The organism is Kitasatospora sp. NPDC001095, assembly GCF_053598615.1.
Genome location: NZ_JBSFKQ010000001.1, coordinates 27,893 through 43,669 on the forward strand (window position 1 = coordinate 27,893; position 15,777 = coordinate 43,669).

General features: G+C 74.7%; 14 protein-coding genes and 1 tRNA gene. 4 read left to right on the forward strand and 11 right to left on the reverse strand.

Going from position 1 to position 15,777, the window contains the following annotated elements; genetic code table 11:
* Positions 1–211 precede the first annotated feature (211 nt).
* The 3 genes from ACWDBB_RS00120 to ACWDBB_RS00130 all read right to left on the reverse strand — a co-directional run bounded on the left by ACWDBB_RS00120 (position 212) and on the right by ACWDBB_RS00130 (position 3,053).
* Positions 212–679 (reverse strand): hypothetical protein, encoded by a 468-nt coding sequence (locus tag ACWDBB_RS00120; RefSeq protein WP_449787442.1) that lies wholly within the window; start codon positions 677–679, stop codon positions 212–214.
* A gap of 338 nt (positions 680–1,017) precedes the next feature.
* Positions 1,018–2,004, reverse strand: coding sequence for an AraC-like ligand-binding domain-containing protein (locus ACWDBB_RS00125; protein WP_449787443.1), 987 nt, complete (start codon positions 2,002–2,004; stop codon positions 1,018–1,020).
* Between the two features lie 23 nt (positions 2,005–2,027).
* The gene (locus ACWDBB_RS00130) at positions 2,028–3,053 is read right to left on the reverse strand and encodes a helix-turn-helix domain-containing protein (RefSeq protein ID WP_449787444.1); all 1,026 of its coding nucleotides are present in this window, start codon (positions 3,051–3,053) and stop codon (positions 2,028–2,030) included.
* 205 nt (positions 3,054–3,258) lie between these two features.
* Here ACWDBB_RS00130 and ACWDBB_RS00135 point away from each other — a divergent pair, with 205 nt between their 5' ends.
* Positions 3,259–6,012 (forward strand): ATP-binding protein, encoded by a 2,754-nt coding sequence (locus tag ACWDBB_RS00135; RefSeq protein WP_449787445.1) that lies wholly within the window; start codon positions 3,259–3,261, stop codon positions 6,010–6,012.
* A 51-nt stretch (positions 6,013–6,063) separates the two neighbouring features.
* On the opposite strand, the gene ACWDBB_RS00140 is transcribed toward ACWDBB_RS00135, so the two are convergent.
* Positions 6,064–6,134 (reverse strand) — tRNA-Cys (locus ACWDBB_RS00140).
* Positions 6,135–6,329: 195 nt separating this feature from the next.
* Between ACWDBB_RS00140 and ACWDBB_RS00145 the strand changes: the two genes are divergently transcribed.
* The gene (locus ACWDBB_RS00145; RefSeq protein WP_449787446.1) at positions 6,330–7,178 is read left to right on the forward strand and encodes a hypothetical protein; all 849 of its coding nucleotides are present in this window, start codon (positions 6,330–6,332) and stop codon (positions 7,176–7,178) included.
* Between the two features lie 44 nt (positions 7,179–7,222).
* Here ACWDBB_RS00145 and ACWDBB_RS00150 read toward each other — a convergent pair whose 3' ends face one another.
* A complete protein-coding gene (locus ACWDBB_RS00150; protein ID WP_449787447.1) occupies positions 7,223–7,894 on the reverse strand; it encodes a polysaccharide deacetylase family protein in 672 nt (223 codons plus the stop codon).
* Between the two features lie 535 nt (positions 7,895–8,429).
* On the opposite strand from ACWDBB_RS00150, the gene ACWDBB_RS00155 reads away from it, so the two are divergent.
* Positions 8,430–9,086: a hypothetical protein gene (locus tag ACWDBB_RS00155; RefSeq protein ID WP_449787448.1), complete on the forward strand. Its 657-nt coding sequence runs from the start codon at positions 8,430–8,432 to the stop codon at positions 9,084–9,086.
* 49 nt (positions 9,087–9,135) lie between these two features.
* Here the strand turns inward: ACWDBB_RS00155 and ACWDBB_RS00160 are convergent, their stop codons facing one another.
* Both ACWDBB_RS00160 and ACWDBB_RS00165 read right to left on the reverse strand, forming a co-directional pair.
* On the reverse strand, positions 9,136–10,005 hold the full coding sequence (locus ACWDBB_RS00160) for an NAD-dependent protein deacetylase (protein ID WP_449787449.1): 870 nt from the start codon (positions 10,003–10,005) through the stop codon (positions 9,136–9,138).
* 140 nt (positions 10,006–10,145) lie between these two features.
* Complete coding sequence (locus ACWDBB_RS00165) at positions 10,146–10,949, reverse strand: methyltransferase domain-containing protein (protein ID WP_449787450.1); 804 nt, start codon at positions 10,947–10,949, stop codon at positions 10,146–10,148.
* A gap of 272 nt (positions 10,950–11,221) precedes the next feature.
* Here ACWDBB_RS00165 and ACWDBB_RS00170 point away from each other — a divergent pair, with 272 nt between their 5' ends.
* On the forward strand, positions 11,222–11,911 hold the full coding sequence (locus tag ACWDBB_RS00170; protein ID WP_449787451.1) for a Tat pathway signal sequence domain protein: 690 nt from the start codon (positions 11,222–11,224) through the stop codon (positions 11,909–11,911).
* Positions 11,912–12,093: 182 nt separating this feature from the next.
* Here the strand turns inward: ACWDBB_RS00170 and ACWDBB_RS00175 are convergent, their stop codons facing one another.
* Genes ACWDBB_RS00175 through ACWDBB_RS00190 form a run of 4 tightly spaced genes read right to left on the reverse strand, consistent with a single transcriptional unit; the run spans position 12,094 to position 15,767 of the window.
* Positions 12,094–12,849: a hypothetical protein gene (locus ACWDBB_RS00175; RefSeq protein WP_449787452.1), complete on the reverse strand. Its 756-nt coding sequence runs from the start codon at positions 12,847–12,849 to the stop codon at positions 12,094–12,096.
* Between the two features lie 3 nt (positions 12,850–12,852).
* The gene (locus ACWDBB_RS00180; protein WP_449787453.1) at positions 12,853–13,647 is read right to left on the reverse strand and encodes an SDR family oxidoreductase; all 795 of its coding nucleotides are present in this window, start codon (positions 13,645–13,647) and stop codon (positions 12,853–12,855) included.
* Positions 13,635–14,498 carry a TauD/TfdA family dioxygenase gene (locus ACWDBB_RS00185; RefSeq protein WP_449787454.1) on the reverse strand — a complete coding sequence of 288 codons (864 nt, stop codon included), beginning with the start codon at positions 14,496–14,498 and terminating at the stop codon, positions 13,635–13,637. Before ACWDBB_RS00185 ends, ACWDBB_RS00180 begins: the two co-directional genes overlap by 13 nt.
* A gap of 12 nt (positions 14,499–14,510) precedes the next feature.
* Complete coding sequence (locus ACWDBB_RS00190; protein ID WP_449787755.1) at positions 14,511–15,767, reverse strand: aspartate aminotransferase family protein; 1,257 nt, start codon at positions 15,765–15,767, stop codon at positions 14,511–14,513.
* Positions 15,768–15,777: the final 10 nt, after the last annotated feature.

Sequence of the window (15,777 nt, forward strand, 5' to 3'; positions counted from 1 at the left end):
GCGCCCCGGGGGCCGGACAGGGACCACCGGAGTGACCCACGAGGGCCCGTGCCGCGCAACCGCGCGACACGGGCCCTCGCCCCGTTCCCGACCGGCCGCGTCCGGAACCTCGCCGCCACCGTCGGCTCACCCGGCACGGCCGAAGGGGCCGGTGCCCGACCGGCCGGGGGCGGCCCGCCGGGCACCGGCGGGCCGCCCCCGGTCCCTGAGATCAGTACCAGTTGGTGCAGGCGATGTTGTAGCCCCACTGGGGGTTCGCGTACGGGCTCCCCGCCCACTCGGCCGCGGAACAGGCGCGGTACCACACGCCCCCGTCGTCGTACTTCGTCGGCAGGGTGTACCAGCCGCCCGGGCCCACGTACGTCCGGTCGAGGAAGCTGTTCCAGGTCCGGCCGCCGTCGTGGGACTGGTCGTAGTAGAACGCGACGTTGCCGCTCCCCGCGTACAGCCAGCCGACGACGTAGTGGTGGCCGTCGCTGCCGACGTACTGGTTGATCTCGACCGTGTTCACGTGCCCGTCGGGGTTGTAGGTGGCGGTGTTCCACACGCCGCTGTCGAGGGCGGGCTTCGCCGACGCTGCCCCGGCCACGGGTGCGGCGCCGGCCGCCGTGGCGGCGAGGGGACAGAGTGCGAGGGTGGCGGCCGCTGCCGTGGCGGCGGCTATGGCGCGAAGACGCATCGTTCCTCCGGTCCTGAGGGCTTGGCTGGCGCTTCGACCGACGACTGGACGTCGGTGCGCGAGGAGTTCGGTCGGCCGGTGGTCCACCGGCACGCGCCGGTCCTCGCTCCCCGGTCCCCGGCCCCTTCTCGGGACCGGCCCCGGTGCGCTGGTTCCAGGAAACGCCACGCCACCTGACGGGTCGAATCATTCGAAGTTCTTCGACGGATCGGCGAAGGAGGGGCCGTTCGTGGTACGGATCCGGGTGCCTTCGCCGACCGGACACGATCCCGGCCTCCGGTCACTCGTCAGGGCCCGATCGGCCGGGCGTCAGCGCGCGATCGGCCGGGCGTCCCACGTCAGCCCGCCGCCCCGCCGCTGACCTGCCAGTCCCTCGGCGTCATGCCGTAGGCGTCGCGGAAGGCGCGACTGAAGTGGCTGGAGTTGGCGAAGCCCCAGCGCCGGGCGATGCCCGCCACGCCGAGTTCCGCGGCCATCGGGCGCAGCAGGTCCCGGCTGCAGCGCTCCAGGCGCTGGGTCCGGATCCACCCGCCGACCGTGAGGTCCTCCTGCTGGAACAGCTTGTGGAGGAAGCGCACCGACATGAAGTTCGCCTCCGCGATGGTGGACGGCGAGAGGTCCGGGTCGCGCAGGTTGCGCAGGATGTGGTCCTTGACCCGCTCCAGCGAGGCCGCGGTCCGCGAACCCTGCGGCCGCACCAGCCCGGCCCGGTCGTCGACGAGCAGCGCCAGCAGGTCGAGTGCCGTGGCTGCGGCCCGGCGCCCGACGGCCTCGTCCAGCCCGGCCGCCTCGCGCGTCATCTGCCGGAGGTAGCCGGCCAGCAGTGCGGCACTGCCCTCGGCGCCGTCGAAGGTGGTCGCGGTGAGCGCCCTCAGGTCCTTCTCCCGGACGTCGAGTTCCGCACGGGGGAACTGGAAGGAGGTGAAGGCGAACTCCTCCTCGATCCTCTTGCGGAACACCCGGGAGGTGTCGGTGAGGGAGAATCCGCCGGGCCGGATGAGCGTCTCCCTGCCGTCCTGTTCCTTGAGCGCGACACCGCGCTCCTGCAGGCTGAGGATGAGCGTCGGCGAGTCGCCGTCGGCGATCAGGCGCCTGGTGCGGGTCACCATCTGCGGCCCGGCCTGGACCCTCGAGATCCGCACCGGACCGAGCCGGTGTCCGGTGATCTCCCCGGGTGACGGCTCCTCCTCCAGGAAGTCCACGGCCATCGGCACGAAGGCGTGGGACACGGCGTCGTGCCACACGTCCGCCCGGTCGGAGGCGGACAGCGACGCGGTGGAGAGGGATGCGGTGGAGCGGGATGCGGTGGAGCGGGAAGGGGACACCGGGTTCCTCTCCGGTCGACGGGTCATCGGGACACCGGGCCTGGGGTGTCCGGCCGGGTGGCCGGCTCGGCGCCGCCGCGGGTGTCGCGCCACCGGCTCGGCGAGACGCCGTACGAGGCGCGGAAGAGCCGGCTGAAGTGGGCCGGGTCGGTGAAGCCCCATCGCTGGGCCACGCCGGAGACCGTGCTGTCACCGCCGTCCTCGCGGGTGAGCTCCTCGGCGCTCTCCTGGAGCCGGCGGCGCTGGATCAGACGGCTGACGGTGGTCCCCTCCCCTTCGAAGAGCTTGTGCAGGGAGCGGACGGAGATGGCGTGCGCGGCCGCGATGGTCTGCGGCCCGAGTTCCGGATCCTTGAGGTGCCGGTCCACGTAGGCGTGGATCTCCCGGATCCGGGTGTGCCGGGAGTCCTCCGTGCGGGAGTCCTCCGTGGCGGGCGTGTCACGGGCGGCCTGCTCGGTGACGAGGGTGGCCACCAGGTCGGTGACGTTGCGGGCCAGTCGGCCGGCGACGAACTCGGGGCAGTCCTCGGCGGTCTCGGCCAGGGTCAGCAGGGACTGCGCGACCAGGGCGGCCACCGGCCCGCCGGCATCGGCCACGGTGGCCGTCACCCGCGCCAGTTGCTCGTCCCGCGCGCCGAGGGCCCGGCGGGGGATCAGGCACGCCCTGACGTCCACTCCGTCCGGGTAGTCGACCACATGAGGGGTCTCCGAGTACCAGAAGGAGACCGCTCCCGCGGGGACCTCGGTCGTCCTGCCGTCCTGCCGCACCACGGCGCCGGTGGCCCCCATCACGGCGACCACGAAGAACCCCTCGGCCTGCCGGGTGCCACGGGCGATCTCCCGCGGGCCGCGGGTGTAGCACCGGGGGCCCGCCTCCGTCGTCAGGAAGAGCAGGTGCCCCAACTGCCGGGTCGTCATCCGGCCCGGGTCCGACGCAGGCTCGTACGAGGCGACCGTGAAGGGTACGGCGGCGACGGGGACGGCCCCGCTCCGGCGGCGGAGCGTGCTCCCGTCGTCCGGCTGCCCGGCCGTGTCGGTCACGGATGCCATCGGTCCTCTCCCTCCGCTCGACATGGCTTCCAGCATGGGACACGGGATGACTTACGTCGGCGGCAGGATGACTGTGAAGCGACTGTAGGTGATGTGTCGCCGAACACATGACCATCCGTGCACTCGAACCGTGCAATGCGCGCACCTACACTGCAACGGTCCAGGTCAGGGCACTGGCGCAGGCGCAGGCGCAGAGGAACTTCGGATGTCAGGCACCACACTGTTCGGCCGGGACGAGGAACTCGCGGCCGTCGACGCACTGGTCGACGCCCTGCCCGAGCGGGGCGACGCGCTGCTGGTCCACGGGGCCCCCGGGATCGGCAAGTCCGCCCTGCTGGACCACGCCGCCGCCCGGGCCGGGAGCGCCGGATTCACCGTCCTCAGGGCAGCGGGTGTCCGGGCCGAGACCGAGCTGCCGTTCGCGGGGCTGCACCAGCTGGCCCACACCATGACGGAGCGCATCCCGCACCTGCCCGCCGTCCAGGCACAGGCCCTGCTGGGCGCCTTCGGCATGGCGGAGCCGTCCGACGACGCCTCCGCGCCCCGGTTCTTCATGATCGCCCTGGCCACCCTCGGCCTGCTCGGCGAGGCGGCCGCCGAAGCCCCCGTACTGCTGGTCGTGGACGACGCCCAGTGGCTGGACGCGCCGACCCTGGACGTCCTCGGGTTCGTCGCACGCCGCGTCGGCGCCGAACCGCTCGGTCTGCTCCTCGCCGTGCGCGACGACCGTACGGCCAGGCGGGGCGTCCCCGACATCCGCGAGCTGCACCTCGGGCCCCTGGCCCCGAGCGCGAGCGACGCCCTGCTGGACGCCCGCAGTCCCGGCCTCGACCCGGGGGCGCGCCGCCGGGTGGCGCGGCTGTCGGCCGGCAACCCCCTCGCACTGATCGAGCTCCCCCTCTCCCCGGCGGCGGACGCGGAGCCCACGGCGTCCGTGGGGTCGCCGGTGCTCCCCCGCACCGCCCGGCTCGAGCGCGCCTTCTCCTCGTGGCTGGCCGACCTTCCGTCCGACACCCACCAGCTGCTGCTGGTCGCCGCCACCACCGACGACGGTGCGCTGACCGAGGTGCTCGCCGCGGCCGCGGCCCTGACCGGCGCCGAGGTCTCCGCGCTGCCGCTGGAGCCCGCCGTGGCCGCCGGCCTGGTGCGTGTCGACGGGTTCAGGATCGCCTTCACCCACCCCCTGGTGCGCTCCGCCGTCCTGGGCTCGGCACCGCTCGCGGACCGTCTGGCCGCCCACGGCGCGCTCGCCGACACCCTCCGGGGACACCCTGACCGACAGGCGTGGCACCGGGCCTCGGCCGGCGGCCGTCCCGACGAAGCGGTGGCCCGGCAACTGGACCGGGTGGCTCTCGGGGCGCGAGAGCGCGGTGCCGTCACGGCGGCCCTGACGGCGCTGGAACGCGCCACCGCGCTGAGCGAGGACCCTTCGGGACGGCGGGCGCGCCTCCTCGGTGCCGCGGAGCTGTGCTTCGAACTCGGCCGGGCGGATCGCGTGTCAGCCCTGGTGCAGCAGGCCGAATCGCTGGGCCCGGACGTGCTGGAGCGGGCCCGCGTCGTCCTGCTGCGCGAGTGGCTGGAGTCGGAGTCCGACACGAGCACGTCCCGGATCCACCTGCTGATCGCCACGGCGGAGCAGGCCGCCGAGGCCGGCGATCCCGAACTCGCGTTGCGGCTGCTGCGCGTGGCCGCGTGGCGTTGCTGGTGGGCGGACCCGGGGCGGGAGCTGCGGGAGCGCGTCGTGACGGCCGCCGAGCGGCTGCCGGTCCCGGAACTCCACCCGGACCTGGTGTGCACGCTGGCGGGGGCCGCCCCGCTGGAGGCGTCGGCGACAGTGATCGACCGGCTGCGGCGCCTCGAACGCGAGGGCGGGTACGACGTCGTGGCCGCCGCCACCCTGGGCAACGCGGCCATCATGGTGAACGGGTTCGACCATGTCACCGGCTTCGCGCGCCAGGCGGCGGACGGACTGCGTCGTCAGGGGCGTCGGGGCCCGCTGACCAAGACGCTGGTGCTCCTCGCCCTCGCCACCGTGCACACCGTCGACTGGGAGACCGGGCTCCCGGCGGCCGCCGAGGCGGCACGGCTGGCCGAGGAGACCGCGCAGCCGCGCTGGCTGACCGGTGCCCGGGTGGCGAAGGCACAGTTCGCCGCGCTGCGCGGCGACCTGGACACCGCACTGGTCGCGATCGGCGAGGCGGAGGGCCAGGGGCTGACCGTGGTCGACCCCTCCAAGCTCGCGTACATCCAGATCGCCCGCGGCCTCATCGCCCTCGCCGCGGGTCGGCACGCCGAGGCGTTCTCCTGCGTCTGGCGGGTCTTCGACCCGGCCGATCCGTCCTACCACCCGTTCATGCAGACCATGGCCATCGCCGAGTTGGCCGAGGCCGCCACCAGCGAGGACCAGCGCGCCATGGCGAAGGCCGCCCTGCGACACCTCGTCACGTCCGTCGGGGCGAGCGAGGTCCAGATGATCCGGGTGAGCCTGGGATTCGCCCAGGCTCTGCTCGCCGACGACGAGGACGCCGAGGAGCGGTTCCGGGCGGCCTTCGACCTGGACATGTCCCGGGCGCCCTTCGTCCGTGCCCGGCTCATGCTCGCCCACGGCACCTGGCTCCGGCGCCACCGCCGGGTGACGGAGGCCCGCACTCCGCTGCGGATCGCCCGGGAGTCCTTCGAGGCCATGGGCGTGGAGCCCTGGCGTGAACGGGCGGCCCAGGAGCTCCGTTCGGCGGGCGAGGGCAGCAAGAGCCAGGGCCGCCCCGACCGGGACCTGCTCACGCCCCAGGAGGTCCAGATCGCCCAGCTGGCGGCGCGGGGCCTCTCCAACAAGGAGATAGGCCGGCAGCTGCACCTGTCACCCCGGACGATCGGTGCCCACCTGTACCGGATCTTCCCGAAGCTCGGGATCACCTCCCGCAGCCAGCTGAGCGACAGGCTGGACGAGCCGTCGGCCTGACCGTCGACTCCGGGCCGCGCACCCACGTCGGCGGGCAGCGGACGGGAGAAGAGGTGGAGACAGGAATCGAACCCGTCTGAACGGCCCTGCAAGCCGTCGCCTCACCACTCGGCCACTCCACCGCGACACCGGTGGAAACATTACACGGGCATGAACCGGAAACTCTCCGGAAGTGGCCTTTCTTCACTCCGGAAGGCTCTTAGTGGGTCTAGTGCTATTTCTTCCGACATGGCCTCGAAAGGCTCCGGAGGCCCGCGCGGGGAAAGGCCGGTTGCGCTAGCCTGTGCCGATATCTCCAACCCGATGGGATTTCATTGATGGCCGTCGAGGAATCACGGTTCCCCCGAACCGCGGAGCTGCGCTGCGAAACCGCCGCGAACCGGTGCCAGTACAAGAGCCTGCCCCTGCGCGACCTCCCCCCGCTCGGTGTCGTGCGCCGCGCCCGGATCGCCCGCGAGGGGCTGCGTGAGCGCCGCGACGGCGTTCCGGCGCCGGGCCGGCCCTCCCGCTTCGCCGAGGGGGACTGGGTCCGGGTGAAGGACGAGGCCGCGGTGCGCGCCACCCTCGACGACAGGGACCGCCACCGCGGCCTGTGGTTCACCGCCAGCCAGTGGTCGTTCTGCGGCGGCGTCTACCGGGTCGACCGCGTCGTGCGCCGCATGGTCGACGACCACTACCGGGTGCGGCGCCTGTCGGGCACCGTCGCGCTGGCCGGCGCCACCTGCCACGGCGCCGACGGGACCCAGGGCTGCGGCATGGACTGCGCGCTGCTGTTCCGCGACGAATGGCTGGAGCCCGCCCCCGCGCCGGCCCCCGCCGAACGGCCCGTCACGCTGTGGGCGACGGTGCGCAGCCTCGCGGAGATCCGCGCGACCCTGGGCCCCGACGGGCGTCTGCACGGCGTGCCCTTCCAGGCGGGGATGGAGCGCCACGCCGGCACCCGGCACGGTGCCACCGAGTTGCGTCACCGGTCCCTGGTCTGGTGGCAGTACCCCGCCGGGGGGCGGTGGTTCATCCTCGACGGGCTGCGCTGCGGGGGTGAGCCGCTGACCGCGGGCTGCGACCGCCGGTGCGCGCTGCTGTGGCACGAGTCCTGGCTGCGCGTGGAGCCCGCCGCGGGGGCCGGCGCGGATCCGACCGTGGGATCCGCCGCCGTCCCCCGCTGAGCGGCCGCCCCCACCGGGCGGCCGTCCGCGGCCGTCCGCGGCGGTCAGCGCCGCCAGCGGTCGCGCACCAGCTTCGCGGCCAGGTGCAACGGTCCGTCCCGGTCGCCGACGTAGCAGCGGGGAAGCGCGTACTCCCCGCTGTGGGCACCGGGGCTGACCGCGCACGCGTGGTCGTAGCCGGCCTCGGCCACCGCCTCCACCGCGGCGGCGTCGAGCGAGCCGTACGGGTAGCAGAACCCCGCGACCTCCCGGCCCGTGAGGTCCTCCAGGACGTGGCGGCTGTCGGTGACCTGGGCCTCCAGGTCCCGCGCGTCCAGGCCCGCCAGCCGCCGGTGCGTCAGCCCGTGCGAGCCGATCTCCATCCCGGCGGCGGCGGCCTCACGGACCTGGCGCGCCGTCATCAGCGGCTTGCGCGGGCCCTGCCGGTCCCAGTCGTTGTAGCCGCCCAGCCGGTCGGCCACCACGTAGACCGTCGCGGTGAAGCCGTGCTCCGCCAGGGCGGGCATGACCTCCTCCACGAAGTCGCGGTACCCGTCGTCGAAGCTGAGCCCCACCATGCCCGCCGCGGCGCCGTCCCGGTGGGCACGCATCAGGGTGCCCACCGACACCCCGCGCAGGCCGCGGGCGGAGAGCCACCGCAGCTGGCGGCGAAACCGTGCCGGATCGACGGTGATCAGATAGGGATCTTCGAGCGCCGGCGCCACCGAGTGGTACATGAGCGTCCACGGAAAGCCGCCCGCGACTGCGCCGGGCCTCTTTTCCGAACTAATACGCGGCTGAATGATTCGCATGTTCCGCTCCAGCTGTCCGATGGCACCGACTGTGCGGGGGGACCCCGAGGAAATTGCATTCTGGCAGCGCCGGACCCGGCTTCATTCCGCGCCGGGCGGCGCCGCGCCAATTCACCCGGATGCCGGATCGGGAATCGCCTGCCGAAAGCCCGGCCGGAACGGCCCGGACACGACGCCGGGGCCGGCGGGGGCGGACTCGGGAGCCGTGCGGGGACTCGGGCGAGGTGCGGGGACCCGGCGACCCGGCACGGCGCGCAGCCGGGCGGAGCCCGTCGCACCCGGGCCCGTCGCCGTACGCCCTCCCGGCCGTCGCCTGCCACCGCATCCCCGCCGCCTCCGTCGCAGGACCGCGCGGAAGGTCTGCTTCCAGATTGTGACGTGCTCCTGTCTAGTTCGTCTCCGTCCTGGTGTGGTGGGATGAGGCCTTACGGGGATGAACCGCTGACGGGGGTGTGTGCTGGTGCTGAGTCGATGGCTGCGGGAGCTGGACGGGGACGCGGCGTGCCTGACGGCCGTGGGGCTGGTACGGCTGGGGGCCGAGGACCGGCTGAGCACGGAGGGCGAGTCGACCACCTGGGTCGGCGGGGTGCGGGCGGCCTCGTTCGCCGATGCCTGGCTGGCGTTCGGGGACGGGTCCGCGGCCGGGCTGCGGGCGTCCGCGCCGGCGGTGCTGCGGGCCGTGGTGGCCCGGGCCGCGGAACTGGTGCTCCGCCGCTGCCGGGAGGACGGGCCGGCGGCGCTGGAGTGGCTCGGGCAGCGCTCGGCGGAGGCCCGCGAGCAGGCGCAGCGGGCCGGCTCCTCGCACCCGGCGGAGCCCTGCGCGCTGACCCTGGTGTGGCACGGGGTGCGGGCGCTGACCGCCGAGGACGGGCCGGGCCACGTCGACCGGGTCGAGGAGCGCGCCGAGGCGTACGTACGGGAGCACCGCCGCCGCCGGGACACCCTGGCGCTGGTGCTGTGCTGCACCGGGATCGCGGCGTCCGCGCTGGTGGAGCTGTGCGAGGGCGATCCGGAGCGGGTGGCCGACTGGCTGGAGCAGGACGCGGCGCGCTGCATGCCGCGCGGCGGCCGGGTGCCGCTGTGGGTACCCGGCCGGCCCGCTCAGCCGGCCGGCTGAGCGCGGCGACGGGCCGAGCGCGGCGGCGGGAACCGGGCGAGCGCGCCGGTCAGGCCGCGGCGAGCAGCCGGGCGACCTCCGTCATGGTCGGCCCCAGCGGCAGGTCGAGCCGGAGCGCGGCGAGTTCGTCCCCGCGCGTCGCCCCCTGGTTGACGATCGCGACCGGCAGGCGCGACCGGGCGGCGCGGCGGACGAAGCGCAGCCCGGACAGCACCGCCAGGGAGGAACCGAGGACCACCAACGAGTCGGCCGCGTCGACCAGTTCGTAGCAGCGCTCGACCCGGGGCGGCGGGACGTTCTCGCCGAAGAACACCACGTCGGGCTTGAGCACCCCGCCGCAGTCCGCGCAGGCGACGACCCGGAAGCCGTCCACCGCGGACTGCGGCAGCCGTGCGTCACCGTCGGGCCGCAGCCGCGCCCCGGGCCGACGGAAGCCCGGGTTGAGCTCCTCCAGCCGCCGGTCCAGCTCGGCCCGGGCGCAGGTGCGGCGGCAGTCGAGGCAGACCACCCGGTGGAGTCCGCCGTGCAGCTCCACGGCCTCCCGGGTGCCGGCCGCGTGGTGGAGGCCGTCCACGTTCTGGGTGATGACCGCCGCGACGTGCCCGGCCCGGTGCAGCCGCTCCACCGCGTGGTGCCCGGCGTTGGGCCGGGCCCCGGCGATCGCCGGCCAGCCGGTGTGGCTGCGGGCCCAGTAGCGGCGCCGGGCGTCGGCGCTGCCGGTGAACTCCTGGTACGTCATCGGGGTGCCGCTGCGGCGCCGGCCGGTGGCGCCCCGGTAGTCGGGGATGCCGGACTCGGTGGACAGGCCCGCCCCGCTGAGCACCACCGCGCCGCGCCGGTCCAGCAGCCGTACCAGGGCTTCCAGCCCCTCCTCCGGCGGGACGGCGGCCTGACCGCCCGGATGTTCGAACGCGTCCATACCGTCGAGGTTAGACCGCCGGGCCGCGGCCACCCGGCCGAGCGCATCGGCCGGGGCGTGCCCCAGCGTGGTCTTGCCCGCCCCCGGCGGAGCGCTCACGACGAGCAGCTGCGGGCGTCGGTGCGCGGTCGGGCGTCGCGTCATGCCCGGCGGGCCCAGGCGGAGATCATCGGGGCGGTGGCCAGGTCGAGGCGGCCGGCGGCGACGTTGGCCAGGTGGCGGTCGATCTCCTCGTCCGTCGCGAGGCCTTCGGCCACCAGCAGCCGGCGGATCTGCCGGACGGTCGCGTCCTCCAGGACGGCGCAGGCCGGCGAGGTGATCGGGAAGTACGCGTCGGCCTGGACGTCGATCAGGCCCGCTTCGCGCAGCGCCCTGGGCAGCGTCCGGCCGTACGCGAGGTCGGCGCCGCGCCCGGCCAGCAGGGTGCGGAAGCCGGACCGCAGTCGGTTGGCGAGGCGCTCGTCGGGGCCGGACTCGTCCGGGCAGAGCAGCGGTTGCAGGGCCGGGTCGGCGTCCTCCAGCAGCAGCCGGCCGCCGGGGCGCAGCGCCCCCACCATCCGGCGCAGGGCCTCGGCGCGGTCGGCGACGTGTACCAGGACCAGCCGGGCGTGCACCAGGTCGAAGCCGCCGGGCGGCGGCGGGTCGGCCGCCACGTCGTGGCGCAGCACTTCGATCACGCCGCCGGCAGCGGGGGCGGTCCAGGAGACGTCGATGTCGGTGGCGACCACCGCGCCGGTCGGGCCGACGCGTTCGGCGAGCCCGAGCGGCACCGAGGGGCCGCCCGCGCCGACCTCCCAGCAGCGCATGCCGGGGCCGATGCCGAGGGCGTCGACATGCCGGAAGGTCACCGGGTCGAACAGCTCGGCGAGGGCGCCGAAGCGGATGCCCGCCTCGGTCTGCCGGTTGTCCAGGAGGTAGCCGTGGTCGCTCTCGTGCTCAGCCATGGCGGGATTCTCGCAGGCGGGCGGGGCGGCCGGGCGCCGGGCTCGGGGCGGCCGCCGGTCAGGCGCCGGGGCGGCCGGCCGCCCCTTCAGGCGAAAGCCTTGACAGCACTGCTTGTTGACGAAAAGTCAGTAAGTTCCGCCCATCGCCTTGACGGCGCGCGGTCACGCCTGGAACGTATGGAACCCGGAAACGCCGCGCGCTCCCCGGTCCCCACCGCTCGGGAGCCCGCGAGAGGACGTCTTCTCGCCCCTCACCGAGGAAGAGGTTTCCCATGCGCTTCAGCCGCCACCTTGCCGTCACCGCCGCCGTCTGCGCGACCACCGCGCTCGCGCTGGCCGCCGTACCCGCCTCCGCGTCGCCGGGGGCCCTCGCCGCCGGCCCGGTGCTCACCACCGGGAGCGCGGGCGGCACCGCCGTCGCCGTGGGCGACGCGCTCTCCGCACCGCTCGCCTCGGGCACCAAGGCGACCTTCTACTCGACCGCGACCAGCACCACCGGTGTCACCTGCGCCACCTCCCAGCTCTCGGCCTCGGTGCTGAGCAACCCGGCGGCGCCGGGCAGCGCCACCGCGTCGCTGACCGGGCTGACCTTCGGCTCGTGCACCGCGAACGTCACCGGGGTCACCTCGGTGCGCAGCCTGACGGTCGGCAACCTGCCGTACGGCGTCACCGTCTCCGACGCGCCCGGCCTGCCGGTCACCCTGACCGGCGGGTCCGCCGGGACGATCCAGGCCACCGCGGTGCTCGACACCTGGTTCGGCACCATCACCTGCTCCTACCAGCTGAGCGGCGCCTTCACCGGCAGCGCCGACAACACCGCGCACAGCCTGGCGTTCCGCACCGAGCACTTCGCCAAGAGCGCCGGCTCGACGCTCTGTCCGGGCGACGGCTACTTCTCCGCGGCGTACGGCCCGGTCGCCGACGCCGGCCAGCCGGGAAGCCCCGTGGTCGTCGTCAACTGACCTCGCCCACAGGACCACCGGGTTGGGCGCGGCGGCGCTGCCGCGCCCACCCCGGCAGCCGCCGGGCCCGGGGCACGCCGAGCTCCCGGGCGGTGGCCTGGACGCAGCAGCCGCCGGAGACGGATGACAACGGGACGGATTTCCGCGGGCCACCGGTCGGCCCGTGCGGCCCGGCCGCCCGCTCAGGCCCCGGCCTCCCGGTGCCGCCACCGCACCGGGTCCGTCGCCCTCGCGGCCGCCGCCGTGCCCGGTGCGGTCCTGGCCGGCGCCCGGTAGCCAGCGGTGGAGAGCACCAGCATCTCGTCGGCCCCCGGCTGGAACTCGTAGGCCACCCGCTCCACCCGGCTGGGGACGCCGAGCTCCGCGAGTTCCGCGCGCAGCGATCCCAGCCCCTCGTAGCGCGCTCCGGTGTCGTACACCACCAGCGGGAAGACCCGGACCTCCCGGCGCGCGACCCGGGCGAGCTCCAGCAGCCCCGCCCGCTGGAACTCCCCGCCCAGCCGGTTGCCGTACGAGAACAGCAGGTACGAGCAGAGCGCCAGGTCGAAGGAGTCGTCGGCGAAGGGGAGCGCGGGCAGCGAGCCGGCCACGTAGCGCTCCGGGCGGGCGGCGATGTCGGCGCCGAAGGCGCGGGCGTTGGCGGTCCACCGGCGGATCATGTCGTCCGCGTCGGCGTACCAGGACCAGACGTACCCCGCGGTCTCCTTCACCAGCAGCTCGCGCTTGAACGCGGTCTCCCGCTCCACCAGCACGCCCAGCTCCTCGCGGTGCTCGGCGTACTGGCGGTCGACGGCGACGGCGTCGACGCCGAGCCGCCCGGCCTCGGCGACGAAACTCGCCGCGCCGGCCGGGCAGTCCAGGATGCGCTGCTCCAGGTCGCGCTCGGTGAGCGCGAACATCGCCCGGTACTCCGCGAAGGAGCGCGCGCTGACCAGCACGGCTCAACCCCTCCCGACGAACGGCATGGTGGTCGGCAGCACCACCAGGGACTGGATGGTGGTGTCCGGCGGCTGCGAGGCCATCAGCACCAGGGCCTCGGTGAAGCGGTCCACCGGGATGGTCGCCTCGACGGCCATGGTCCGGTCGGCCTGCATGGCGGCCGGCTGCGGGCCGCCGTCCACCGGGGTGACGTTGCCGACGTCGATCTGTCCGCAGGAGATACCGTACGGCCGGCCGTCCAGGGCGAGCACCTTGGTGAGGCCGAGGACGGCGTGCTTGGCGGCGGTGTACGCGATCGAGTTGGGGCGTGGCACATGGGCGGAGGGCGCGCCGTTGTTGATGATCCGCCCACCCTGCGGGGTCTGGGCGCTCATCACCCGGAAGGCCTCACGGGCGCAGAGGAAGCCGCCGGTGACGATGGTGTCCAGCACCCGGTTCCAGTCCTCGAACGGGGTCTCGGTGATCGGCCGGCGCGGGGCGGCGGCGCCCGCGTTGTTGAAGAGCAGGTCCAGCCGGCCGTACCGGGCGAGCACCGTGTCGAAGAGCCGGGCGACCTCCTCCGGGCTGCGGATGTCGGTCGGGACGGGCAGCACCCGGTCGGCCCCGGGGCCGGCCAGGGCCGCGGTCTCCTCCAGGGCGTCCTTGCGGCGCCCGGCGACGACCACCGTCCAGCCGGCCGCCAGCAGGGCCAGCGCCGAGGCCCGGCCGAGCCCGCTGCCCCCGCCGGTGACGATCGCCACCCGTCCGTGCGGTGCGGTCCCGCCGCCGCCCTCCCCCGTGGTCGTCACGGCGCCCACTCCTCCCCCTCGTTCACCCAGATCCGCAGCATCCGCCGGGAGTACGGCCCGGGCTCGTCGACGAACGGCGAACGGCCGTGCAGCACCCGGCTGTTGCGGATGATCAGCAGGTCCCCGGCGGCCATCGGCAGCCCGAAGGCGATCTCCGGCCGGTAGAGCACCTCGTCCAGCACGCCCAGCGCCTCCCACTGACGGTCCGTCAGGTCCGGCCCGCCGCGGTCGGGGGAGGAACGGACCGTACGGGTCTGGTAGTAGCAGCCGATCGTCCCGTCCTTGCGGTCGTACAGGATGGGGGTGACCACCACCTGCGGACCGGCCCGGCCACTGCGTTCGAAGGTCCAGTCCTCACGGAGCGTGGTCAGCGCGTCCGGGCGCTCCCGCTGGATCAGGTCGTGGACGTGCCGGGCGCTCGCCAGCTTGGTCAGCCCGCCGCCGTCGAAGGCGGGCCGCAGGCAGAGCAGGACCAGTAGGTCGCAGGTGTCGCAGTGGAAGCCCAGTTCGGTGTTGCCGTCGCCGTCCTGGTCGTGCAGCACCGAGGTGAGGTCACCACGCCCGTTCTGCGGGACGATCCGGCCGAAGTCCCGCAGCAGGAAGGAGAGCACCTCGGTGATCTCCTGCTCCGGGCGGGCCGGGTCCACCAGGCCGCTCACATGGGCGACGCCCACCGAGTCGGCGGCTTTCCGGACGAACTCCCGTAGTCGGGCACGCACTTCCTCGGCCGCGCCCCAGCGCCCGGCCCGCGCGTCGGCCCAGAGCAGCCGTCGCTCCCGCTCCCCCAGCGGGAGCGACCAGAGCTCCCGCCGGGCGTCCAACTCCAGGCTGCTCCAGCCGATTTCGGTCACCGCATCCATGTCCTCTCCTTCCTACCGGCCGCCGGCCGCGACGGCCTTCGCCCACAACTCCAGGCCCTCGTCGATCTGTTCGGCCGTGACGACCAGCGCCGGGATCATCCGGACCACGTTCAGGTGGATGCCGCACAGCAACAGCAGCAGGCCGTGCTCGGCCGCGGACTGCTGGGCGCGCCGGGCCGCCTCCGGGTCCGGGGTGCCGTCCGGGCGGCAGAACTCGCTGGCGGCCATCAGCCCGAGCCCGCGGACGTCGGCGATCCCCGGCGTCCCGGCGGCCACCGCCCGCAGCCCGGCCAGCAGCCGGGTGCCCTGCTCGGCCGCGTTCTCGACCAGCCGCTCCTCGCGCAGCACGTCCAGGGTCGCCAGGGCGGCGGCGCAGGCCACCGGGTTCCCGCCGTACGTGCCGCCCTGCGATCCCGGCCAGGCGCGCCCCATCAGCTCGGCGGGCGCGGCGATCGCGGACAGCGGGAAGCCGCTGGCCAGGCCCTTGGCGGTGATCAGGACGTCGGGGAGCACCCCGCTCTCGTGCTCGTGGGCCCAGAACCGGCCGGTGCGGCCGAAGCCGGTCTGCACCTCGTCCACCACCAGCAGGATCCCGTGCCGGTCGGCCCGCTCCCGCAGCCCGGCCAGGAAACCGGGCGGCGCCGGGACGTAGCCGCCCTCGCCGAGCACCGGCTCGACGAACATCGCGGCCGTCTCGGCGGGCGCGGAGACGGTGGCGAGCACCTCGTCCAGTCCGCGCAGGGCGTGCGCCACCGCCTCCTCCTCGGACAGTCCGAGCCGGAAGGCGGCCGGGAAGGGCGCCACCGCGACCCCGGGCATCAGCGGGCCGATGCCGGCCCGGAACCGGGTGCCGGCCGTGGTGAGCGAGGCCGCGCCCATGGTGCGGCCGTGGAAGGAGCCCTCGAAGACGATCACGTTCTGCCGGCCGGTGGCGTGCCGGGCGAGCCGCAGCGCGGCCTCCACCGCCTCGGTGCCGGCGGTGGCGTAGAACAGCGAGTCCAGACCGGCGGGCAGGACCTCGCCCAACCGCTCGGTGAGAGCGAGGAGTCGGTCGTGCAGCACGGTGGTGTACTGCCCGTGGATCAGCCGGCCGGCCTGGTCCCGCACGGCCTCGACCACCTTCGGGTGACAGTGGCCGGTGCTGGTCACCCCCACGCCGGAGGTGAAGTCGAGGTGGCGGCGGCCGTCGGCGTCGTAGAGGTGGAGTCCTTCGCCGCGGACCGCGACGACCGGGGTGGCCTGCTTGAGCACTGGGGAGAGCCGGGACACGGGGCCTGCC